The sequence below is a fragment of the Mesorhizobium sp. P5_C1 genome (assembly GCF_054049815.1).
Map to the genome: position 1 here is coordinate 1 of NZ_JBFULQ010000045.1, position 21,162 is coordinate 21,162.

Consider the following 21,162-nt stretch of genomic DNA (forward strand, 5'->3'; position numbering starts at 1 on the left):
GATGCAGGTCGGGGAACGCCGCAACCGAGGTAACGCCGGGCAGAGCCGCAACGGTTTTCAGCTGCTGAAGTGCTGCTCCTTCGATCCAGGTACGCGGTGAAAAACAATGCTGGATATGCGCCGTCGCGACAACGCGCGGCGAAGAGGAGCCTGAGCCCCCAATCAAATTGCCCATGATGGAACACTTCTGGATACAGGTCAGAAATCGGACGCCGTCAGGCGTCCGTTCGACCGGCGGCAGTCAGCAAGATGCTGGCTTACGCCGGAACCCTCGAGGGGTGTGCGGTGAAGATGTTCGTCATCTTTCGCTCCCATTCCAGAAAACAATCCGGGCCTCATAAACGAAGCGCGTGGAAAAACAAGCGCAATGCTGCAACACCCGCCGCACTGTTTCGAACGCGAAGGCTTCAGGCCTGCGCCAATCGACCTGCGGCCATCGCTTATTGCACCGCCGCTGTCCGCATGCCAAAAGCGGCCACGCCGCTCGGAGTTGCTCACGCTTGAAGTCTTTTCGCGACAAACGCCGCGACAACCGTCCGCATCAATCCGCGAAGGGTGCGGGGGACCAGCCACGTCCGCAGGCCGGCCGCGCTCCCGCCAGACCGGAACCGCAGCCGCGCGAGCGGCTTGAGGCGAAAGCCGACGACCGCTCCGAGCCGAAATCGGCGCCGCGCATCCTTGCCCGGCGCGATGGCGCCCTGCCCACCGAGCACCTCCCCGTGATCCTCGAAGTGGCGCCGAATGCCGATTATGCGCTGCTCGACAGCGGCGCCGGGCAGAAGCTCGAACAATACGGCCCCTACCGCATCGTGCGGCCCGAGGGCCAGGCAATCTGGCAAAAGGCCTTGCCGGCAAAGGACTGGGAGCGAGCCGACGCCATTTTTACCGGCGATACCGACGAGGAAGGCATCGGCCGCTGGCGGTTCCCGAAGACGCCGCTCGGCGAAACCTGGCCGATGAAGCATGACGGCATCGACTATCTCGGCCGTTTCACCTCGTTTCGCCATGTCGGCGTCTTTCCGGAGCAGGCCTCGCACTGGGACCATATGGCCGGGCTGATCACTGCGGCCAAGCGGCCGGTCAAGGTGCTGAACCTGTTCGGTTATACCGGTCTTGCCTCGCTGGTGGCGGCCCGCGCCGGCGCCGAGGTCACCCATGTCGATGCCTCGAAGAAGGCGATCGGCTGGGCCCGCGAAAACCAGGAAATGGCCGGGCTCGGCAGCAAGCCGATCCGCTGGATCGTCGACGATGCGGTGAAATTCGCCGAGCGCGAGGAGCGCCGCGGCAGCCGCTATGACATCATCCTGTTCGACCCGCCGGCCTATGGCCGCGGCCCGAAGGGCGAGGTCTGGCAGTTGTTCGAGGACCTGCCTGACTTGACCGACCTTTGCCGCGCGATCCTGACACCGAAACCACTCGCCATGGTGCTCACCGCCTATTCGATCCGCGCCTCCTTCTTCGCCATCCATGCCTTGATGCGCGACACCTTTGCCGGCATGGGCGGCACGGTCGAATCGGGAGAGCTCATCATCCGTGAAAAGTCCGCCGGCCGGGCGCTTTCGACCTCATTGTTTTCGCGTTGGGTGGCCTGAAATGAACGAGCGGCATGCAGGCGCACCCGGGCTGGTGAAGGAAGTCACCAGCCTCGCCAATCCGCTGGTCAAGGACATCAAGGCGCTCGCCCAGAAGAAATTCCGCGACCAGCAGAATGCCTTCATGGCCGAGGGGCTGAAGCTGGTCATCGATGCGCTCGATCTCGGCTGGCAGATCAGGACACTGGTTTTCGCCAAGGCCGGGCGCGGCAACGCCGCGGTGGAGAAGGTCGCTGCACGCACCGTTGCCGCCGGTGGCACGGTGCTCGAAGTGTCGGAAAAGGTTCTCGTCGCCATCACCCGCCGCGACAATCCGCAAATGGTGGTCGGGGTCTTCTCGCAAAAATTCCTGGCCTTGAAGGATATCCGCGCCGACAATGGCGATGTCTGGGTGGCGCTCGACCGGGTGCGCGATCCCGGCAATCTCGGCACCGTCATCCGCACCGTCGATGCTGTCGGCGCCAAGGGTGTCATCCTGGTCGGCGACACCACCGATCCCTTTTCGGTGGAAACGGTGCGCGCCACCATGGGTTCGATCTTTGCCGTGCCGGTGGCCAAGGCGACGACCGAGGCCTTCCTTGCCTGGCGAGGCGGATTTTCAGGCCTTGTCGCCGGCACCCACCTGAAAGGCGCGGTCGATTACCGCTCGGTCGACTTTTCCCGCGGCCCGGTATTGCTGATGATGGGCAACGAGCAGCAGGGGCTGCCCGAAAGCCTGGCGGCGAGTTGCGACAGGCTGTTTAGAATTCCGCAGGCTGGCCGCGCCGATTCGCTCAATCTTGCCGTTGCCACCGGCATAATGCTGTTCGAGATCCGGCGCGGCGCGCTGAAGCTCGAACCAATCGTGGACCAGCAATGAAGGTTGCCCGCCCGTGAGATCATGGTCCCCCTACGCGCTGCTCGTCGTCGCGGCCATAGCGCTCGATCAGTGGATAAAACACCTGGTCGAGACCGGCCTGCCCTTTCAGGAAAAGCTCGATCTCGTGCCGTTCCTGGCGCTGTTTCGCACCTACAACACCGGCATCGCCTTCTCGATGTTCTCGACCTTCGGCGACACCGGGCTGATTGTCATCTCGCTGGCGGTCGTTGCCTTCGTGCTGTTCCTGGCGACGCGGATCGCGCCGTCCCAGATCCTTGCCCGCACCGGCTTTGCTCTGATCGTCGGCGGCGCCCTCGGCAATCTGATCGACCGCGCCATATACGGCCATGTCATCGATTATATCCTGTTCCATACGCCGGTCTGGTCCTTCGCCGTCTTCAACCTGGCCGATGCCTTCATCTCGGTGGGCGCGGCCCTGGTCGTCTTCGACGAACTGTTCGGCTGGCGGCGCGAGCCCAGACCTTCGAATGCCAAGTCTTCCAAAGATTGACCCCGTGCGGCCATCGCCGCACAGTCCATGTCGCCAAACAAGATCGCGGAGAAAGAGATGCCCGAAACCTTCAAAGCCATCCTCGTTTCGCGTGACGCCGAGAAAAAGCAGTCGGTAGCCGTGACCGATCTCACCGAGGCCGACCTGATGGAAGGCGATGTCACCATCGCGGTCGAGGCGACGACGGTGAACTACAAGGACGGCCTTGCAATCACGGGCAAGGCGCCGGTGATCCGCCGCTGGCCGCTGGTGCCGGGCATCGATTTCGCCGGCACCGTCATCTCGTCTTCCCATCCTGACTGGCGCACCGGCGACAAGGTCATCCTGAACGGCTGGGGCGTCGGCGAAACCCACTTCGGCGCCTACGCCGGCCGCGCCCGCGTCAAGGGCGACTGGCTGGTGCCGCTGCCGCAAGGGATGAGCCCGCATGACGCGATGGCGGTCGGCACCGCCGGCTATACCGCCATGCTCTGCGTCATGGCGCTGGAACGGCACGGCATCCTGCCCGATCGCGGCCCGGTGGTGGTGACAGGGGCGGCAGGCGGCGTCGGCTCGGTCGCGGTCTCGATCCTGTCCAGCCTCGGCTACCATGTCGTTGCTTCCACCGGCCGCAACGCCGAAAGTCCCTATTTGATCAACCTTGGCGCCGCCGAAGTGACATCGCGTGACGAGCTTGCCCAGCCGGCCAAGCCGCTGGCCAAGGAGCGTTGGGCCGGCGGCGTCGACGCGGTCGGCAGCCACACGCTGGCCAACGTCCTGTCGATGACCTCCTATGGCGGCGCGGTCGCCGCCTGCGGCCTGGCCGGAGGCATGGACCTGCCAGCGAGCGTCGCCCCCTTCATCCTGCGCGGCGTCTCGCTGCTGGGCATCGATTCGGTGATGGCGCCGAAGGCAGTCCGCCTCGAAGCATGGCGGCGCATCGGCACCGACCTCGATCTGCAGAAGCTTGCCAGCCTGGCGACGACCATCGGTTTCGACGGCATCATCGATGCCGCCCATGACATCGTCGACGGCAAGATCCGCGGGCGCGTCGTCGTGGATATGTGAGCCGCTCGACTGCCCTGAGAGGGCGGACGGAATTGCCACGTGTGCCGGCAAATCCACCACCGCCGGGGCGAAAAGCACTCATCCGCTAAAATTCGAACGATCCGCCGCAATTTTCCATAATCTCTATCTGGCAAGGGTTTCGCATGATCGCGGAATCCGGCAGCCAACAGGTGGACACGGGCGAAGACGTCGATGCGGCGCCGACGCCAACGCGGCGCTTTGTCGCCGCGCCGCCGCTGGTGCCAGAGCCCGAACCCGCCGGGCGCGAAGGCCTTCCGTTGCTGGCCTTCGCCGCCATCGTCGTGCTGGCAGGCCTTGCGCATCTGACCGGAGCACCGATCTTTATCAGCGTCGCATTGCTGGCAGTCGGCCTAGCCGGCGTTGCCCTGCATCTGCGCGTCAGGCGGAGCGAACAGCGCACGGCGGTCCTGCTCGACGAGACCACCGCCCGCAGCCGCGCCGAGATCGAGACGCTGGCCGACCGCATGTGGGAAATGCAGGAGAGCGAGGAGCGCTTTCGCGGCCTGATCGACGCACTTGGCGACCTCGTCATTCATCGCGACCGCGATGGCTACATCGTCTATGCCAACAAGATCTTCGCCGACCTCGTCCAAAGCGATCAACGCGACCTCGCCGGCAAGACCCTGGCGGAACTCGGCATCGATGTCGGCATCGTTCCCGATGCCGCCTTTTCCGATCATGAATGCCTGAGTTCCACCGATGTCTCCATCCGCACGCCGAGCGGTCCGCGCTGGTTTTCGTGGATCGAACTGTCGGTGCGCGACAAGGACAGCGGCGCCGTTTCGCATCGCGCCATCGCGCGCGACATCACTGCCCGCAAACGCGCCGAATCCTCGCTTATCACCGCTCGCGAGCGGGCTGAATACGCCAGCCAGGCCAAATCGCGCTTCCTCGCCACGGTCAGCCATGAAATTCGCACGCCGATGAACGGCATCATGGGCATGGCCAGGTTGCTGGCCGACACCAGGCTGTCGCCGGAACAGCAGACCTATGTCGGCGCCGTCTCGACCTCGGCCAGCGCATTGCTCGCCCTGATCGAGGATCTACTCGATTACTCCAAGATCGAGGCGGGGCGCTTCGACCCGGAGCCGCAGCCGATGTCGGTGCGCGAGATCGCCGACAACATCGTCGAATTGCTGGCTGCCCGCGCCTTCACCAAGGATATCGGGCTGGGCTGCCATGTCGAACCCGACGTGCCGCAATTGATCACCGCCGATCCGGGCAAGGTCAGGCAGGTGCTGCTCAACCTCATCGGCAATGCCATCAAGTTCACCGACAGCGGCGGTGTATTGGTGAGCATCGCACGCGCGCGCACCGAAACGACCGACCGCATCTGCTTCACTATCGCCGACACCGGCCCAGGTCTGCACGAAGACGACCTGGAGCGCATTTTCGAGGAGTTCGAGCAGGCCGACGGCACCTCAACGCGCACGCATGGCGGGGCCGGCCTCGGCCTCGCCATCTCCAAACGCCTGGTGGCCGCCATGGGCGGCACGATTTCAGTATCGAGCCGGCTCGGTCAGGGATCCGAGTTCGTCTTTGAAATCCCGGTAATATCGGCCACCGAAGCGCCGCAGGGCAGGCAGAACGCGCTCTCGGGCAAGCGCGCGGTGATCCTGTCGAAAAATGCCGTCGAGGCCGATGCCATCGCCCGCACCATCCGCGCCAATGGCGGCGCGGTCGATGTCGCCATCACCGTCGCGCAGGCCGCGCCCTTCGCCGACGGCTGCGATGTGCTCCTGGTCGACGCGGCGATGGAAGCGAGCGATGGAAGGCTGCTCAAGCGCCTTCGCCAGAGCGGTTTCGCCGACTGCGAGGCCATCACGCTGATCGCGCCGACCGACCGCGGCATGCTTGGCGAGTTCCGCGCCAGCGGCTACGCGACCTTCCTTGCCAGGCCGGTGCGTGGCGGAACGCTTCTGCGTGTGCTGTTGAGCAGCAATGCTCCCGCCCTCGCCCCGCCGCAGCCGGAAAACCGCCACGCGCCCGCGTTTCGTGCCGTCGGCAACCGCCAGCGCGGCCTGTCGGTGCTGATCGCCGAGGACAATGACATCAACGCCATGCTTGCCCGCGCCACGCTGCTGAAGGCCGGGCATCGCGTCAAGGTGGTCGGCAACGGCAAGGCCGCCGTCGAGGCTGTCACCGGCGCCGGGCACAACCATCGCTTCGACGTGGTTCTGATGGACCTTCACATGCCGGTCATGGACGGGCTGGACGCGATTGCCGCCATCCGCCGCTACGAGGAGGAGACCGCCGTGCCGCCGGTGCCGATCATGGTGCTGTCGGCTGATAGCCAGGAAAAGACCCGCCATGCGGTGCTTGCCCATGGCGCCAGCGGCTTCGTTACCAAGCCACTCGACCCTGACGCGCTGGTCAATGCCGTCGAGGGACAGGTCGCGGCCTAGGGCATGATCCCGAGCCGAAGGTCAGGAACTTCGACAGCCCATCCACCCCGCCCGCTGGCGTAACGTAGCCGGTTGACCGTATTCGCCAGCCGACGAAGTATTGCCCACGACGTCGTATCACGGTACTGTCACAATCCTGTTGCACCTACACCGTATCCCCGTGCCAAGAGGGATGGCTCGAAGGAGAATCCTCGTGCATACAGTTATGCCGGAATGTGACACTCGGCCGAACGCCAGCAGCGCCTTGCTTGCCGGACGTAACGTCGATTCCGTCATAAAGGGCGCAGCACTCGGCCGTATCGGTAATCTCGAAGTGCGGCTCGCCCGCAACGAGGCCGAGATCGCGGCCGCGCAGGAAGTCCGCTACCGGGTGTTCTACGATGAACTCGGCGCCAGGAAGGATTTGTTCCAGGCGCCGGATCGCCGTGACGCCGACCGGTTCGATCCGCTCTGCGACCATCTGCTCGTATTCGATACTTCGCTTTCCGGCCCCGAACATCGACGTATCGTCGGCACCTATCGCCTGCTGCGGCAAGAAATCGCGGCCGCCGCTGGAGGCTTCTATTCCGAAGGTGAATTCGAGCTGACCAAGCTTATCGCCCGTCACCCCGGTCAGCGTTTTCTCGAGCTCGGCCGCTCCTGCGTTTTGCCTGAATATCGTTCGAAGCGCACCATCGAGGCGCTGTGGCAAGGTATCTGGGCCTATATCAACCACTACGAAATCGGTGTGATGACCGGTTGCGCGTCCTTCCACGGCACTGTGCCGGCGGCGCATGCCGAGGCGCTTACCTATCTCGCCCACCACTGCCGGACGAATTCGGCCTGGGACGTGCGCGCGGTGTCCGGGCGCTACTGTTCGATGGATCTGATGCCGATCGAGGCGGTCAATGCCAAGGCGGCGATCGCGGCGATGCCGCCGCTGGTCAAGGGCTATCTGCGCGTCGGCGCCCGCATCGGCGATGGCTGCGTCATCGACCGCGAATTCTCAACGGTCGACGTGTTCGTCGTGATGCCGGTCAAGGAAATCGGCGCCCGCTACGTCAACTACTATGGCGGGGAAGCCCAGCGCTTCGCTGCGTGAACAGCCGAATAGCGAATAGGACGTCGTGGCCGGAGTTGCGCGGCAACAACCGCTATTCGCTACTCCCTATTCGCTATTCCCTCTTTTCACGGAATATCTTCCGGTCGCCGGCCGGGCCGGCTCTTGTAGGGCGGAAACGCCCAGCCGAAGCGAAGCGCGCCGCCGCGCACGGCGAACGCCGCGGCGAAGCCGGCCCATCCTGAGACAATCTGCGGTAAGCCAGCCACATCGCCTGCTGTAAAGATGGCAGCGCCGACGAGCGCGGCCGTGACATAGATTTCGGGCTTCAGCAGCACCGAAGGCTCCCCGGCCAGAAGATCACGCAGGATACCGCCGAATGTAGCGGTAAGCATGCCGGTGATCACCGACACCGCCGGCGAGCCGGTGATGGCGAGCCCCTTGGCCGCGCCCATCACGGAAAACGCGGCAAGGCCGATTGCGTCGAGCCAGAGCAGCAGCTTGTAACGGGATTCGACACGGTGTGCGGTGAAGAACACCACCACCGCCACCACCGCGCAGATCAGCAGGTAGTCCCGGTTTCCCACCCAGAACACCGGCACGTTGAGGATCAGGTCGCGAAACGTGCCGCCGCCGATGCCGGTGACGCTGGCCAGGAACAGGAAACCGATAATGTCGAGCTGCTTGCGTGAAGCAGCAAGCGCCCCGGTCGCGGCAAAGACGGCGACGCCGGCATAGTCGAGAAGAGCGATGGGGTTCATGAGTGAGCGAATAGCAAGAAGGGAGTAGCGAATAGGGAATAGCACGAAGCCACTTGGCCGCTATCAACTATTTCCTACTCGCTACCCCCTATTCGCTACTCGCTCTCGTCAGGCATCCTTCTCGGCCTGCTCATTGACAGGCCCAGGCTCGACTGGGGCTTCCGCGGCAAACTTCGGGCCGCCCTTGGCGACGCCGACCATGGCCGGGCGCAGCACCCGCTCGCCGATCGAATAGCCCGGCTGGACGACCTGGACCACGGTGTTGGCAGGGACATCCGGATTGGGCACTTCAAACATCGCCTGGTGGAAATTGGGATCGAACTTCTCGCCTTCAGGCGTGAGTTTCTTGACCCCGTGCCGTTCCAGCGCCGACAGCATGGCGCGCTCGGTGAGGTCGACGCCTTCGATCAGCGCCTTGAAGCCGGCGTCCCCGGATGCCTTGGCTTCAGCCGGGATGGCGTCGAGCGCACGGCGCAGATTGTCCGACACCGACAGCATGTCGCGCGCGAAATTCGCCACCGCGTAAGTGCGCGCGTCGTGCACGTCGCGCGCGGTGCGGCGGCGCAGGTTTTCCATCTCGGCCGCGACGCGCAGCGCGCGGTCCTTCAGATCCTCATTTTCCTTCAGCAGCCGCACAAGGGCTTCATAGTCGCCATCGATGCTGCCTTCCGTGCGCTCGGCATTGGCCTCGGTCGCCTCGACTTCATCGGGCGCGCGTTCGTCTTTTGCCTGGTCGCTCATCGCCGTTTCCCGTCAATCTCGAATGATATGGATTTTGAGCCCGATATCGAGGTTTGGCGGCCAAAAATCAAGGGGTAAGCGATGGTAGAGGCCCTTGACCAGGGCGGGGCAACGAACGGCACGGTCTTTCGATCTTAATTCAAGCTTTACCTTAAATGACGGCTTTGCTTGCCACAAAGGCGTGGTGCGGGAACCATTCCCCTGCTGGAGGAGTTTCGAAGCTGACACAGGATTTTGAGATTATGACCCGCAACAAAGGCGAAAAGGGAGAACGGTTGGCCACCGAGGTCAGGCGCCAGTTCGGTGCCGAGGCGGTGACGCGCTTTCTGCGTACCTTGCCGGCCTTCCGCACCGAGACCGACATTCCCGACCGCCTCAGGGAGCTGCTCGATCGCCTCGACGGGGTGGAGGACAGCGACGCCGGCTGGCGCCGGCAGTAAGCGCAACGATCGATCTGGCAACAACCCTCCATCGGCAATAGCCTGAGAGAGCCGAACCATCTAGTGATGGATGCGTTATGATTCACATGGAGGACGTAGTGCGCAAGGTTTCGACCACCTCATTGCTGTCGGCGCTTGTCGGCCTTGGCGCCGTTGCATTGGTGGCCTTTCCGTCACAGGCAGAGAGCCTGCAGCTGGAATTGGGCAAACATGGCCCGCGGCTGAAGCTCCTGCCAGATTGCGATCCCAACTACGACGATTGCGATGTCCGCAGCGACGACTGGCGCGACCGTCGCCACTCACGAGGCTGCACGGAAGACCGGGCTCTCGACAAGGCGGAACGGATGGGCATTCGCCGGGCAAGGATAGAGTCCATCGGCCGCCGCGAGATCACCGTCCGGGGCAGACAGTATGGCGACCGCGTGCGCGTGACTTTTGGAACCGAGCGCGGCTGCCCCATCCTCGATCGGGAGTAGTGATCGCCCCAAAGCAGAAAAACCCGGCGCTCCAGGGTGAATCGTCGACTGGGTCAAGTTGGGACTGACCGGGTCGACCGCCGTGCCACGCGACAATTACGCACAGTAATTTTGCGTGATCCCTGTCTTGCGGTGGCGGGACACCCCGCCTATGATTCCTGATGAACATGATTTCCCCTGAGGCGGCTGCCAACAGCAAGCGCGCCTGGCTGAAGATTCTGGCACGCTACAAGAAGCCGGATAGGCGCCGCAGCGCGCTCGAACTCGCCATCACCCTTATTCCCTTCGTCACGCTCTGGGCGCTCTCTTCGGCCGCCTACTCCTACGGTCATTGGTGGGGTCTGGTCCTCATTCTTCCGGCGGCCGGGTTTCTGGTGCGCATCTTCATGATCCAGCACGACTGCGGMCATGGTTCCTTCTTCGCCAATCGTTATGCCGACGACTGGATCGGCCGCGCGCTCGGCATCCTGACGCTGACGCCCTACGACTGCTGGCGGCGCGCCCACGCGACCCATCATGCCAGCGCTGGCAATCTTGACGAGCGCGGCATGGGCGACATCAGGACGTTGACCGTTGCCGAATACCGGCAATTGTCATGGCGGGGCCGTCTCGCCTACCGTCTCTATCGTCACCCGCTGGTGATGTTCGGGCTGGGACCGATCTGGCTGTTCATCTTCGAGCAAAGGCTGCCTGTCGGCATGATGCGTGGCGGCCTGACGCCTTGGGTGTCGTCAATGACCACCAATCTTGGCATCGCGGTTGCGGCGGCTATCCTCATCTGGTTCGTCGGCCCCGGCGCGTTCCTGGTTGTCCATCTCCCGATCGTCATCCTTGCCGGTTCGGCGGGCATCTGGCTGTTCTACGTCCAGCACCAGTTCGAGGAGACGGAATGGGCAAAGGATGCGGACTGGGAATTCCAACACGCCGCCTTGCACGGATCGTCCTACTACGACCTGCCGCCGGTGCTGAACTGGTTCACCGGAAATATCGGCGTCCACCACGTCCACCACCTCTCCGCCAAGGTGCCGGGCTACCGGTTGCAGGAAGTGCTGCGGGATTATCCGGAACTGCGCGGCATCGGTCGCGTCACGCTGCTCGACAGCCTGCGCTGCGTCAAACTGGCGTTGTGGGACGAGAACCGCCGCAAGCTGGTGTCGTTCCGCGAGGCGCTGGCGGCATAAAGAGACCGCCGCACCATACGGCGCGGCGGCATTTGGCAAATCCTGGATTTGTCTTGACGCAATTCCGGACGGAAAACCTTTCACCCTTTTCCTGGAATTGCCCGGCGGGTCAGGCCGCCTGACGCTCTTCGCGCATCAGGATCTCGCCATGGCGGATCTCGGTGCCCAGCACCTTCAGGCATTCGCGGATGAAATTGGACAGGCCCGGCCAGCCCTTGGCTGAAACAAGATTGCCGTCGACATGGGCGCCGGTCGGCGCGACGTCGATGTAGATGCCGCCGGCCAGCGTCACCTCCGGCTCGCAATAGTGAAGCGCTGCGACTTCCCGGCCCCGCACCACGCCGTCGACGGCGATCAGGATCTGCACGCCGTGGCAGATGGTGAAGATCGGCTTGCCGGCCTCATGGAAATGCCGCACCAGCCCCTGCACCCGCTTGTCGATGCGGATGTATTCCGGCCCGCGCCCGCCCGCCGCATACACGGCATCATAGTCGTCCGGCTTCACCTCGGCGAAGGTCTTGTTGAGGATGTAGTCGTGGCCGAGCTTTTCCGTATAGGTCTGGTGGCCTTCGAAGTCGTGCAGCGACGTCTTCAGGATGTCGCCGGCCTTCTTGTCGGGGCACACGACATGCACCGTATGGCCAACGGCATGCATGGCCTGTTCAAAGACGAAAATCTCGTACTCCTCGCTGAACTCGCCAACGAGCATCAATATCTTCTTGCCAGCCATTCCCGGTTCCTCCCTTGTGGCCACATTTATTTCGGATGATGAAATAATGGACCTATCCTAAGGGCAGGAAGGCGAAAGGGAAAGCACAAATCCCCCGTTGGTAAGACCAGTTCCCGTCGGCCGGGGATGGCATCGCCATAGATCGCTTCAAAACAGGCGAAATTAGCAACACTGGTTCGACCAGAACTCCTTCAGGCCACCGCCTTGATCATGTCCGCCGCCTTTTCGGCGATCATGATGGTCGGTGCATTGGTGTTGCCGCCGATCAGCGTCGGCATCACCGAGGCGTCGACCACCCGCAAGGCCCGTATGCCGCGCACGCGGAGCTGCGGATCGACCACCGCCATGTCGTCGATGCCCATCTTGCAGGTGCCCGCCGGGTGATAGATCGTATCGGCGCGGGCTCGGATATGGGTCATCAGCTCGGCATCACTCGATACGCCGGCGGTGTAGATTTCCTTGGCGCGGTATTTGGCCAGCGCCGGCGCCTCCAATATGCCGCGCATCATTCTGACACCCCTGAGCAACAGTTCGGCGTCGCGTTTGTCGGACAGAAAACGCGGATCGATTCGCGGTGGCGCCAGCGGGTCGCGCGCCGACAGCCCGACCTCGCCGCGCGAATGCGGCCGCAGCACGCAGACGTGGCAGGAAAAACCATAACCCATATGCAGTTTGCGGCCATGATCATCGACGATGGCGATGCAGAAATGCAGTTGCAGATCGGGACGGTGGATCGCCGGGTCGGATTTGAGGAAGGCGCCGCCCTCCGCGTAGGGCGTGGCGATCATGCCGCCGCCATCCCTGCGCCAGCGCCGCAGATGCCGCAGCAGTCCAGGCAGACCGCGCAGGCCAATGCCCATCATGTCGGTATACTTCGATTTCCAGCCCATGATGAAATCAAGATGGTCCTGCAGGTTCTTGCCGACGCCGGGCAGTTCATGGACGATCGGAATTCCGTGGGCTGCAAGCTCGACAGCCGGGCCGATCCCGGACAGCATCAAGAGCTGCGGCGAGCCGAAGGCACCGGCGCAGACGATGACCTCGCGCCTGGCTTTCGCAACGGCTTCATTCTTGCCAGCGCGATAACGCACGCCGGCAGCCCGCTTGCCTTCAAGGACGATACCCGTGGCGTGCGCTCCGGTGACAACGGTGAGGTTTGGCCGGCTCATGGCCGGGTGTAGATAGGCGGCGGCAGCCGAACAGCGCTCGCCATTGCGGCGTTCGCCCCAGAATTGCGTGACCTGATAAAGTCCGGCCCCTTCCTGTTCGACGCCGTTGAAATCATCGTTGCGCCGGACCTGGTTTTCGCCACAGGCCTCGACAAAGGCCTTGGAGAGCGCACGCGGCTCCTGCTGCTCGGCGACCCGCAATGGTCCCTCGCCACCGTGCAAGGCATCCGCACCACGCTGATTGCCTTCCGCACGCCGGAAATAAGGCAGCACCTCGCCCCATGACCAGCCGTCACAGCCGAGATTGGCCCATTCGTCATAGTCGCTGCGGTGCCCGCGTGTGTAGAGCATGGCATTGATGGCGCTCGAGCCACCCAGCGCCTTGCCGCGCGGCTGGTACCCCTTGCGGCCGCCAAGCTCTGGCTGCGGCACCGTCTCGAAGGCCCAGTTGTTGATCTTCGGCCGGCCCGGCAACAACGCTATGACGCCTGCCGGCGCGCGGATGAGCAGGTTTGTACCCTCGCCGCCGGCTTCGATCAGGCATACCTTTTTCGATGGATCTTCGGAGAGCCGCGCGGCAAGCGTGCAGCCGGCGGACCCGCCACCGGCAATGACATAGTCGAAATCCATGATCTCCTCCCGGACACCCGGCGGATGTTTCCGTCCGGATGGCCAAGAGAAGGCCCTATCAGAGGCGTTGTAAAGGCACGCGGAATTACCGCTGCGTCAGCTGACGCGAACGCGCCGCCAGGAATAGTTTGGTCCCCTGGGCTCCGGCATGGCAGTTGGCTGGTAGTAGAGCCCCAACCCGCCGGTGCGGCCCTCTTCCAGCCGTTTCAACAGCACCGGGTTAGATATCTCGAATTCGTCGAAGCCGAGCCGCAGCATATGCGGCAACTGGTCGACCAGCACCTGGCCGGTGGCGCGCACCGCACCCTCGAAATGATAGCGGCTGCGCAGCAATTCGCCCTTGGAGAAGGAACGGCCATCGCTGAAGGCCGGGAAGGCCAGCGCCACCAGCGACAATTGGTCTAGCAGATCAGCGATCTTCTCGAGCTGGTCGCCGGGCTGCAGCGCGACACCGAGCCGCTCCCTGGCGGACCGGCGCACCTCCGGGTCGAGAGCGAGGAACGCCTGCAGCGGCAGGATGAAGCGGCCATTGCCGGACAGCGCGTCCGCGCCTTCGGCATGAGCCCACTCGTCCTCGCGAAAACCCGTCGGGGTCCAGAGGCGGGTCTCCGGTGTGGTCGGTTCGGTCATCAAAAATTCCTAAAGCCCAAAGAATCCCAGGATGTTGAAATTCAGGTCAGGCCGAGACGAAAATGGTGGCTTCCGAGAACCGGAGCGGAGCGTACCAAAGTACGTGAGCACCGGAAGCGCAGGAAGCCGCCATTTGCAGGCCGGCATCACCTGAATATCACATACCCTAGAGCGATGCGTCGGTCAGCGACTTTTCCAGTCCCGACAGGTGAATGCCGCACTCGGTCTTGGCATGACCGGCCCAGCGGCCGCTGCGCGCGTCCTCGCCGGGCTGCACCGGCTGCGTGCACGGGAAGCAGCCGATCGACAGATAGCCATAGGCGACCAGCGGATTTTCGCGCAGCGCATGCGCGCGCATGTAGTCCGCCTGGTCCGATGTCGTCCAGTGCGCCAGCGGATTGATCCGGATGCGCGGGCCGACCGCCTCGAACACAGGAAGCCTTGCCCGGGTCGAGGCCTGGAAGCGCTTGCGGCCAGTGAACCAGGCGCGGAAAGGTGCAACGCCACGCGCCAGCGGCTCGACCTTGCGCACGTCGCAGCAGGCGTCGGTATTGCTCTGGTGCAGATTGCCCGTCGGGTCGATCCGTTCGAGCGCTGCTTCTTCGGGCTTGATCACCCGGATGTTGGGCAGCCCGAAATCGGCGGCAAGCGCGTCGCGATAGCTGAGCGTCTCCTCGAAATGCTTGCCGGTGTCGAGGAAGATGACCGGCAGCGTCCGGTCGATCTTGGAGATCATGTGCAGCAGCACGGCCGAATCCGCGCCGAATGACGACACCGCGGCGATCTCGTCGTGGAACAGTTCGCGGGCCGAGCGTTCGATGATCTCTAGCGGGGTCAGATGGCCATAAAGCGCATCGAGCCCCGCCGCTTTCGCAGCTATGCCGTCATCGACGACGTCGACGATCTGGTCAAGCGGCCTTGGCTTCGCCAGCATAGAGCGCCTCCTTGAACGGCGCGGGACCGACTCGGCGGTAGGCGTCGATGAATTTTTCTTGTGGGTTGAGCCGAAGGCCGAGATAGGTCTCGACGATCTGCTCGATGGCGTCGGTGATCTCTTCCGAGCTGAAGCCGCGACCGATGATCTCGCCGACCGAAGTATTCTCGTCGGCCGAGCCGCCCAGCGTCACCTGATAGAGCTCGGAGCCCTTCTTCTCGACGCCGAGGATGCCGATATGGCCGACATGGTGATGGCCGCAGGCATTGATGCAGCCGGAGATCTTCAGCTTCAGTTCGCCGATCTCGCGCTGCCGCTCCAGCGAGGCGAAGCGGCGCGAGATTTCCTGCGCGATCGGGATCGAGCGCGCCGTCGCCAGCGCGCAATAGTCGAGGCCCGGGCAAGCGATGATGTCCGATATCAGGTTGGAATTGGCCGTCGCCAGCCCGATGTCGACCAGTGCGTCATGGACCGCCTTGAGATCGGCGCGCGCCACATGCGGCAGGATCAGGTTCTGCTCATGGCTGACRCGAAGCTCGTCGAAGGCGTATTTCTCGGCGATGTCGGCGACTGCTTCCATCTGGCTGTCGGAGGCATCGCCCGGCACCTCGCCGATGCCCTTCAGCGAAATGGTCACCGCCGCATAGTCGGGATGGCGGTGCGTCACCACGTTCTGGTCGAGCCAATCGGAAAAGCTCTTCGAATCGAGGCGCGCCAGCTTAACCGCTGCGTCGCCGTCCGGCCGGTCATTGAGCGCCGGAGGCGCGAAATAGGCCTGGATGGCGCGGATATCRGCATCCGGCAATTTCAGCTCGGCGTCCTTCAGTTCCTGCCACTCGGCCTCGACCTGGCGGGTGATTTCCTCGACGCCGGTCTCGTGGACAAGGATCTTGATGCGCGCCTTGTACTTGTTGTCACGGCGGCCATAGAGGTTGTAAACGCGCAGGATCGCCGTGCAGTAGGACAGAAGGTCGGCTTCCGGCAGGAAGTCCCGGATCTTCCTGGCCACCATCGGCGTGCGGCCCTGGCCGCCGCCGATATACACGGCGAAGCCGAGTTCGCCGGCGGCGTTCTTCTTCAGGTGCAGGCCGATGTCGTGGGTCTGGATGGCGGCGCGGTCACGTTCGGCACCTGTCACCGCGATCTTGAACTTGCGCGGCAGGAACGAGAATTCCGGATGCACCGACGACCACTGGCGCAGGATTTCCGCATAGGGGCGCGGATCGGCGACCTCGTCAGCGGCGGCACCGGCGAAATGGTCGGCGGTGACATTGCGGATGCAGTTGCCGCTGGTCTGGATGGCATGCATCTCGACGCTTGCCAGATCCGCCAGGATCGCCGGGATGTCAGACAGCGCTGGCCAGTTGAACTGGATGTTCTGGCGCGTGGTGAAATGGCCGTAGCCCTTGTCGTATTTGCGGGCGATGTGGCCGAGCATGCGCAACTGCTTGCCGTTCAGCGTGCCATAGGGCACCGCGATGCGCAGCATGTAGGCGTGCAGCTGAAGATAGACGCCGTTCATCAGCCTCAGCGGCCGGAACTGGTCCTCGGTGATCTCGCCGGCAAGGCGGCGCTGGACCTGGTCGCTGAACTCGGCGACGCGGGCCTGGACAAAATCGTGGTCGAACTCATCGTAACGGTACATGCTTCGTCTTTCAGGGCGCGTCCGCCCATGCCTGGTGTCTTGTTAAGCTGCCCGAGTCGCCTGCTTGGCAGCCTGCTTGCCGAGATCGTTGCGGATGGTCGGGCCGGCGGCGCGAATCTTCTCGCGCAACCGCACCGGCTCGACGATGCCGTTAACGACATCGGCGTCGATCAAATTGACGTCGAGCACTTCGTTGTCTGCATAGGCCTTGGCGCCGATCGCCTCCAGCCGATCCTCGGCCGCCTTGTCGTGCGCGAGGTCGGCATGGTCTACCGTCTCGGCCCAGCCGCCATCGGCATACCAGACGGCAATGCCATCACTAAGGCGGTTGGCGGTCAGTATCTTCATTGCTGAACTCCCTCAGTGGCAGCTGCGGACACGCCTGCATGCCTGTGAGCCGCAAGCGGCTCGGACCGTTCAAAGTTGGCGCCGGCAACCGCATCGCCGATGATGGTCATGACCGGGCCGGAAAGATCGGCACGCGCTTCCAGCGACGGCAGGTCGGCAAGCGTGCCGTGGAAGCGGCGGCGATTGGCGAGGCTGGCATTTTCGACCACGGCCACCGCCGTGTCGGGCGACAGACCGGCCTCGATCAGCCGGCCGGCAACCTCGGCCGCCACCGAGCGGCCCATATAGACGGCGACGGTCGCGCCCGAAATGGCAAGCTTGGCCCAGTCGGGCAGCGAATTGCCCTTGAGGTCATGGCCGGTCGTGAACACCATCGACGAGGAAACGCCGCGCAAGGTCAGCGGCAATTCGAAATCGGCGGCGGCGGCGAAGGCTGCGGTAACACCCGGAACCACCTCATAGGCGATGCCGGCATCACGCAGTGCCGCCATCTCCTCGCCGGCCCGACCGAACACCAGTGGATCGCCCGACTTCAGCCGCACGACACGCTTGCCTTGGCGCCCAAGCTCGACCAGCAGCGCATTGATCTCGGCCTGGCTCTTGGTGTGGCAGCCCTTGCGTTTGCCGACCGGCAGGCGCTCGGCATCGCGACGTCCCATGGCAACGACTGCTTCCGGTACCAGCGCGTCATGGACAATGACATCGGCTTCCATCAGCAGGCGGTGGGCGCGCAAGGTCAAAAGATCCTCGGCTCCCGGACCGGCACCGACGAGCGCGATATGGCCCGAAGGTGGCGTGTTTGAAAGCAGAAGATCGACGGCGGCGTCATGCGCCTGCGACAGCTGGCCTGCGTCCACGGCATGGGCAGGCGCGCCGCCGAAAAAGTCGCTCCAGAAGCGGCGACGGGCGTTGCCTTTCGGCAGCAGTTTCTCGGCAGCACCGCGAAACGACGCGGCAAGCGTTGCCAGCGGCCCAAGCGACGGCGACAGCAGCTGGTCGATGCGGCTGCGCAGCATCTGGGCAAGCACCGGGCCTGCCCCTTCCGTGCCGATGGCGATGGCAACCGGCGCGCGGTTGACCAGCGCCGGGGTGAAGAAATCGCAGAGCTCCGGCCGGTCGACGGCATTGACCGGGATCCCCAGACGGCGCGCGTCCGCGGCCACGCGGCGGTCGAGTTCGTCGTCGCCGCTGGCCGCAAACACCATGACCGCGCCTTCGAGCTGCGACACGTCGTACGTGGCGGCCACATGGTTCGCGCCAGCCTGAGCGATGAAGGCCAACAGGTCGGGCTCGACGTGTTCCGCAATGATGCGCAGGGCCGCGCTCGACTGCCCGATCAGCCGCGCCTTGGCCAGCGCCTCGTCGCCGCCGCCGACGATGGCCACGGTTTGCCCCTCGACCCGCAGGAAGACGGGGAAGGCATTGAGCTTGGGAACAGTGTGCGGCATGGACGCGAGCGTAATCCTGAACGGGCCTGCAGTTCTACGCGCGGGCGCGAAAAACCAGAAGGAACGCACTCGCGCATCGCTTGGCGGGATGCAATCGCTTTTCTGAAAGCCTGTCGGCCAAGAGAATAATATTCCTCGTTGGCACATGGGGCGGATTCAAGCTGCTGCCGCAGGCCTTCATTTGCGCCTCTTTTAGCGCCCGACGGAAAATATCGCAAAACAGTTTTTTCTAAATTCTACCAATTTGGTAGATTAAAGCCACCCTTACCAAAACCCATGTAGGGCAGCAAAATCGCTGCCCTTTTCGATCAGGTGGTGACTTGATCTGCGTGAATTCTGACGGCTATTTGTTTTCTGCGCCTCTCGCCGTCGATTTCGCGCGCTTGCGGGTTGCATCGTCGACACCCCTTCCACCATATTGCAAACAGGCGGCGGCTTCGGGCGGCGCACATCCTACATTTCTGGTTTGAAAGGCGCTCCATAGACAATGCCGCATGACACGCCCCTTATCGCCACCATCGTCGCCGGTCTGGGGCTGGCTTTCGTCTTCGGGGCTCTCGCCAACCGCTTCCGCATTCCGCCACTGGTCGGCTATCTCGTAGCCGGCGTGCTGGTCGGGCCGAACACGCCCGGCTTCGTCGCCGATGCCGGCCTTGCCAATGAACTCGCCGAAATCGGCGTCATCCTGCTGATGTTCGGCGTCGGCCTGCACTTCTCGCTGAAGGATTTGCTGTCGGTGCGCGCCATCGCCGTGCCCGGCGCCATCGTCCAGATCGGCTTTGCCACCGCGCTCGGCGCCGGGCTGTCCTGGATGCTCGGCTGGTCGATGGGCGCGGGCCTGGTTTTCGGCCTGGCGCTTTCGGTCGCCTCGACCGTTGTTCTGCTGCGCGCCTTGCAGGAGCGGCGGATGATCGAGACCGAGCGCGGCCGCATCGCCGTCGGCTGGCTGATCGTCGAGGATCTGGCCATGGTGCTGGCGCTGGTGCTGCTGCCGGCCCTTGCCGGCGTGCTCGGCGGCCAGGAGCAGGCGGACACCCATGTGAGCGGCGTGCTGTCGCTGCCGGCCAGCTACGGCATCTGGGGCGTCGTTGGCATCACGCTGGCCAAGGTCGCCGCCTTCGTCGTCGTCATGCTTGTCGTCGGCCGCCGGGTCATCCCCTGGATCCTCCACTATGTCGCCCACACCGGCTCGCGCGAACTGTTCCGGCTCGCCGTGCTGGCCATTGCGCTTGGCGTCGCCTTTGGCGCGGCCAAGCTGTTCGGGGTTTCGCTGGCGCTGGGCGCCTTCTTTGCCGGCATGATCATGAGCGAGTCGGAGCTCAGCCATCGCGCCGCCGAGGAATCGCTGCCGCTGCGCGATGCCTTTTCCGTGCTGTTCTTCGTTTCGGTTGGCATGCTGTTCGATCCGTTCAGCCTGATCAGCAATGGCTGGCCGATCCTGGCGACGCTCGCCATCATCGTCATCGGCAARTCRCTGGCGGCMTTCGTCATCGTCATYGCCTTCGGCTATCCGCTGGCSACGGCSCTRATGATTTCGGCMAGCCTGGCCCAGATCGGCGAATTYTCCTTCATCCTGGCCGAACTCGGTGTCGGGCTGAAACTATTGCCCGAACAAGGCCGCGACCTGATCCTGGCAGGCGCCATCCTGTCGATCGTCCTTAACCCGCTGATGTTCCTGGCCATCGACTGGATGAAACCGTGGCTTGAAGCCCGCGCCGCCAAGACGGCGCCACCAGTCGAGGCAAAGCCGCTCGGTCCGGCGACGGAACCCGGCCAGGTGGCCTCGGTCGCGGCGACGACCAACAGGGAAGACGGGCCGCCGCCCAGGACAATTCTCACCAACCACGCCATCCTGATCGGCTATGGCCGTGTCGGCAGCCTCGTCGGCGCGGCGCTGAAAGAGGCCGCCCTGCCCTTCCTCGTCATCGAAGATGCCGACAAGACGCTGGCCAGGCTGAAGGCCGACGGCATCGAGACCGTATCCGGCAATGCGGCGAATGCCGAAGTGTTCGCCGCCGCCAATCCTGAAGGCGCTAGGCGGCTGATCCTGGCCATCCCCAATGCCTTCGAGGCCGGCCAGATCGTGCTGCGGGCGCGGGCCGCCAACCCCGGCATCAACGTCATCGCCCGCGCCCATTCCGACGCCGAGGTCGAGCATCTCAAGGGGCTCGGCGCCGACACGGTCATCATGGGCGAGCGCGAGATCGCCCGCGGCATCGTCGAAGAGGTGCTTGGGCACAAGCCACCCGAGGCCTCTGAACCGTCCGCTGCCTGAGCCGATCCAGAACGATCACGGGTCGCCACTGGCCGATGGCCGGCGACAGATTGCATCGTCGATCTCAACCGTCCGCCCTCAATCGAATTGATCACGCAACGAATGCTGAGCCGCCATTCTGCGCAACGCTGCTGAGATACTGTGCAGGCGGCTTGCCTAGCGCCTTCTTGAACATGGTGATGAAGGCCGTCACGGACTCGTAGCCGAGATCTGCCGAGACCTGCTGCACGCTCGCGCCAGAGGCCAGTTCCCGTATCGCGACGATCAGATGCAGTTGCTG

Annotated in this window: 20 protein-coding genes; 10 read left to right on the forward strand and 10 right to left on the reverse strand. The window is 63.9% G+C overall.

Translation table 11 applies throughout. The features are described 5' to 3' along the window. Positions 1-500 precede the first annotated feature (500 nt). From ACXJ7R_RS06200 to olsB, 6 genes are all read left to right on the forward strand, one after another. Complete coding sequence (locus ACXJ7R_RS06200; protein ID WP_457151033.1) at positions 501-1,592, forward strand: class I SAM-dependent methyltransferase; 1,092 nt, start codon at positions 501-503, stop codon at positions 1,590-1,592. A 1-nt stretch (position 1,593) separates the two neighbouring features. Further along, positions 1,594-2,451, forward strand: coding sequence for a TrmH family RNA methyltransferase (locus ACXJ7R_RS06205; RefSeq protein ID WP_457151034.1), 858 nt, complete (start codon positions 1,594-1,596; stop codon positions 2,449-2,451). 13 nt (positions 2,452-2,464) lie between these two features. Beyond that, positions 2,465-2,962, forward strand: a complete 498-nt coding sequence (gene lspA / locus ACXJ7R_RS06210; protein ID WP_457151035.1) for a signal peptidase II — start codon at positions 2,465-2,467, stop codon at positions 2,960-2,962. 57 nt (positions 2,963-3,019) lie between these two features. Continuing rightward, positions 3,020-4,009: an acrylyl-CoA reductase (NADPH) gene (acuI, locus tag ACXJ7R_RS06215; RefSeq protein WP_457151036.1), complete on the forward strand. Its 990-nt coding sequence runs from the start codon at positions 3,020-3,022 to the stop codon at positions 4,007-4,009. Between the two features lie 143 nt (positions 4,010-4,152). Next, positions 4,153-6,435: an ATP-binding protein gene (locus ACXJ7R_RS06220; RefSeq protein ID WP_457151037.1), complete on the forward strand. Its 2,283-nt coding sequence runs from the start codon at positions 4,153-4,155 to the stop codon at positions 6,433-6,435. A 205-nt stretch (positions 6,436-6,640) separates the two neighbouring features. Next, positions 6,641-7,516: a l-ornithine N(alpha)-acyltransferase gene (gene olsB / locus ACXJ7R_RS06225; protein ID WP_457151051.1), complete on the forward strand. Its 876-nt coding sequence runs from the start codon at positions 6,641-6,643 to the stop codon at positions 7,514-7,516. A gap of 86 nt (positions 7,517-7,602) precedes the next feature. Here the strand turns inward: olsB and ACXJ7R_RS06230 are convergent, their stop codons facing one another. Further along, complete coding sequence (locus ACXJ7R_RS06230) at positions 7,603-8,235, reverse strand: trimeric intracellular cation channel family protein (protein WP_457151038.1); 633 nt, start codon at positions 8,233-8,235, stop codon at positions 7,603-7,605. Positions 8,236-8,343: 108 nt separating this feature from the next. Continuing rightward, positions 8,344-8,976, reverse strand: a complete 633-nt coding sequence (gene grpE, locus ACXJ7R_RS06235) for a nucleotide exchange factor GrpE (RefSeq protein WP_457151039.1) — start codon at positions 8,974-8,976, stop codon at positions 8,344-8,346. Between the two features lie 239 nt (positions 8,977-9,215). Here grpE and ACXJ7R_RS06240 point away from each other — a divergent pair, with 239 nt between their 5' ends. The 3 genes from ACXJ7R_RS06240 (at position 9,216) to ACXJ7R_RS06250 (ending at position 11,073) form a co-directional block, all read left to right on the forward strand. Next, positions 9,216-9,416, forward strand: coding sequence for a hypothetical protein (locus tag ACXJ7R_RS06240; protein WP_457151052.1), 201 nt, complete (start codon positions 9,216-9,218; stop codon positions 9,414-9,416). 98 nt (positions 9,417-9,514) lie between these two features. Next, positions 9,515-9,892 carry a hypothetical protein gene (locus ACXJ7R_RS06245; RefSeq protein WP_457151040.1) on the forward strand — a complete coding sequence of 126 codons (378 nt, stop codon included), beginning with the start codon at positions 9,515-9,517 and terminating at the stop codon, positions 9,890-9,892. Positions 9,893-10,053: 161 nt separating this feature from the next. Further along, positions 10,054-11,073, forward strand: a complete 1,020-nt coding sequence (locus ACXJ7R_RS06250; RefSeq protein WP_457151041.1) for a fatty acid desaturase — start codon at positions 10,054-10,056, stop codon at positions 11,071-11,073. 109 nt (positions 11,074-11,182) lie between these two features. On the opposite strand, the gene ACXJ7R_RS06255 is transcribed toward ACXJ7R_RS06250, so the two are convergent. The 7 genes from ACXJ7R_RS06255 to cysG form a co-directional block, all read right to left on the reverse strand. Further along, positions 11,183-11,803, reverse strand: coding sequence for a DJ-1/PfpI family protein (locus tag ACXJ7R_RS06255; RefSeq protein ID WP_457151042.1), 621 nt, complete (start codon positions 11,801-11,803; stop codon positions 11,183-11,185). Between the two features lie 191 nt (positions 11,804-11,994). Next, a complete protein-coding gene (locus ACXJ7R_RS06260; protein ID WP_457151043.1) occupies positions 11,995-13,602 on the reverse strand; it encodes a GMC family oxidoreductase in 1,608 nt (535 codons plus the stop codon). Positions 13,603-13,698: 96 nt separating this feature from the next. Next, positions 13,699-14,232 (reverse strand): DUF934 domain-containing protein, encoded by a 534-nt coding sequence (locus ACXJ7R_RS06265; RefSeq protein WP_457151044.1) that lies wholly within the window; start codon positions 14,230-14,232, stop codon positions 13,699-13,701. A gap of 166 nt (positions 14,233-14,398) precedes the next feature. Next, positions 14,399-15,166, reverse strand: coding sequence for a phosphoadenylyl-sulfate reductase (locus ACXJ7R_RS06270; protein WP_457151045.1), 768 nt, complete (start codon positions 15,164-15,166; stop codon positions 14,399-14,401). Then, positions 15,141-16,811: a nitrite/sulfite reductase gene (locus ACXJ7R_RS06275; RefSeq protein WP_457151046.1), complete on the reverse strand. Its 1,671-nt coding sequence runs from the start codon at positions 16,809-16,811 to the stop codon at positions 15,141-15,143. Before ACXJ7R_RS06275 ends, ACXJ7R_RS06270 begins: the two co-directional genes overlap by 26 nt. A 42-nt stretch (positions 16,812-16,853) precedes the next feature. Beyond that, the gene (locus ACXJ7R_RS06280) at positions 16,854-17,159 is read right to left on the reverse strand and encodes a DUF2849 domain-containing protein (protein WP_457151047.1); all 306 of its coding nucleotides are present in this window, start codon (positions 17,157-17,159) and stop codon (positions 16,854-16,856) included. After that, positions 17,156-18,607: a siroheme synthase CysG gene (gene cysG, locus ACXJ7R_RS06285; protein ID WP_457151048.1), complete on the reverse strand. Its 1,452-nt coding sequence runs from the start codon at positions 18,605-18,607 to the stop codon at positions 17,156-17,158. The genes ACXJ7R_RS06280 and cysG overlap by 4 nt, the downstream gene beginning before the upstream one ends. Positions 18,608-19,094: 487 nt before the next feature. Between cysG and ACXJ7R_RS06290 the strand changes: the two genes are divergently transcribed. After that, positions 19,095-20,882, forward strand: coding sequence for a cation:proton antiporter domain-containing protein (locus tag ACXJ7R_RS06290; RefSeq protein ID WP_457151049.1), 1,788 nt, complete (start codon positions 19,095-19,097; stop codon positions 20,880-20,882). Between the two features lie 91 nt (positions 20,883-20,973). Here the strand turns inward: ACXJ7R_RS06290 and ACXJ7R_RS06295 are convergent. Next, on the reverse strand, positions 20,974-21,162 hold a 189-nt coding region (locus tag ACXJ7R_RS06295; protein ID WP_457151050.1), incomplete at its 5' end, for a helix-turn-helix domain-containing protein.

What these genes read in the sequence shown, in the direction of transcription:
- ACXJ7R_RS06205 (WP_457151034.1), top strand. Translation starts at nt 1,594, where the DNA reads ATGAACGAGCGGCATGCAGGCGCACCCGGGCTGGTGAAGGAAGTCACC.
- acuI (WP_457151036.1), top strand. Translation starts at nt 3,020, where the DNA reads ATGCCCGAAACCTTCAAAGCCATCCTCGTTTCGCGTGACGCCGAGAAA.
- ACXJ7R_RS06220 (WP_457151037.1), top strand. Translation starts at nt 4,153, where the DNA reads ATGATCGCGGAATCCGGCAGCCAACAGGTGGACACGGGCGAAGACGTC.
- olsB (WP_457151051.1), top strand. Translation starts at nt 6,641, where the DNA reads ATGCCGGAATGTGACACTCGGCCGAACGCCAGCAGCGCCTTGCTTGCC.
- ACXJ7R_RS06230 (WP_457151038.1), bottom strand. Translation starts at nt 8,235, where the DNA reads ATGAACCCCATCGCTCTTCTCGACTATGCCGGCGTCGCCGTCTTTGCC.
- grpE (WP_457151039.1), bottom strand. Translation starts at nt 8,976, where the DNA reads ATGAGCGACCAGGCAAAAGACGAACGCGCGCCCGATGAAGTCGAGGCG.
- ACXJ7R_RS06255 (WP_457151042.1), bottom strand. Translation starts at nt 11,803, where the DNA reads ATGGCTGGCAAGAAGATATTGATGCTCGTTGGCGAGTTCAGCGAGGAG.
- ACXJ7R_RS06260 (WP_457151043.1), bottom strand. Translation starts at nt 13,602, where the DNA reads ATGGATTTCGACTATGTCATTGCCGGTGGCGGGTCCGCCGGCTGCACG.
- ACXJ7R_RS06265 (WP_457151044.1), bottom strand. Translation starts at nt 14,232, where the DNA reads ATGACCGAACCGACCACACCGGAGACCCGCCTCTGGACCCCGACGGGT.
- ACXJ7R_RS06270 (WP_457151045.1), bottom strand. Translation starts at nt 15,166, where the DNA reads ATGCTGGCGAAGCCAAGGCCGCTTGACCAGATCGTCGACGTCGTCGAT.
- ACXJ7R_RS06280 (WP_457151047.1), bottom strand. Translation starts at nt 17,159, where the DNA reads ATGAAGATACTGACCGCCAACCGCCTTAGTGATGGCATTGCCGTCTGG.
- cysG (WP_457151048.1), bottom strand. Translation starts at nt 18,607, where the DNA reads ATGCCGCACACTGTTCCCAAGCTCAATGCCTTCCCCGTCTTCCTGCGG.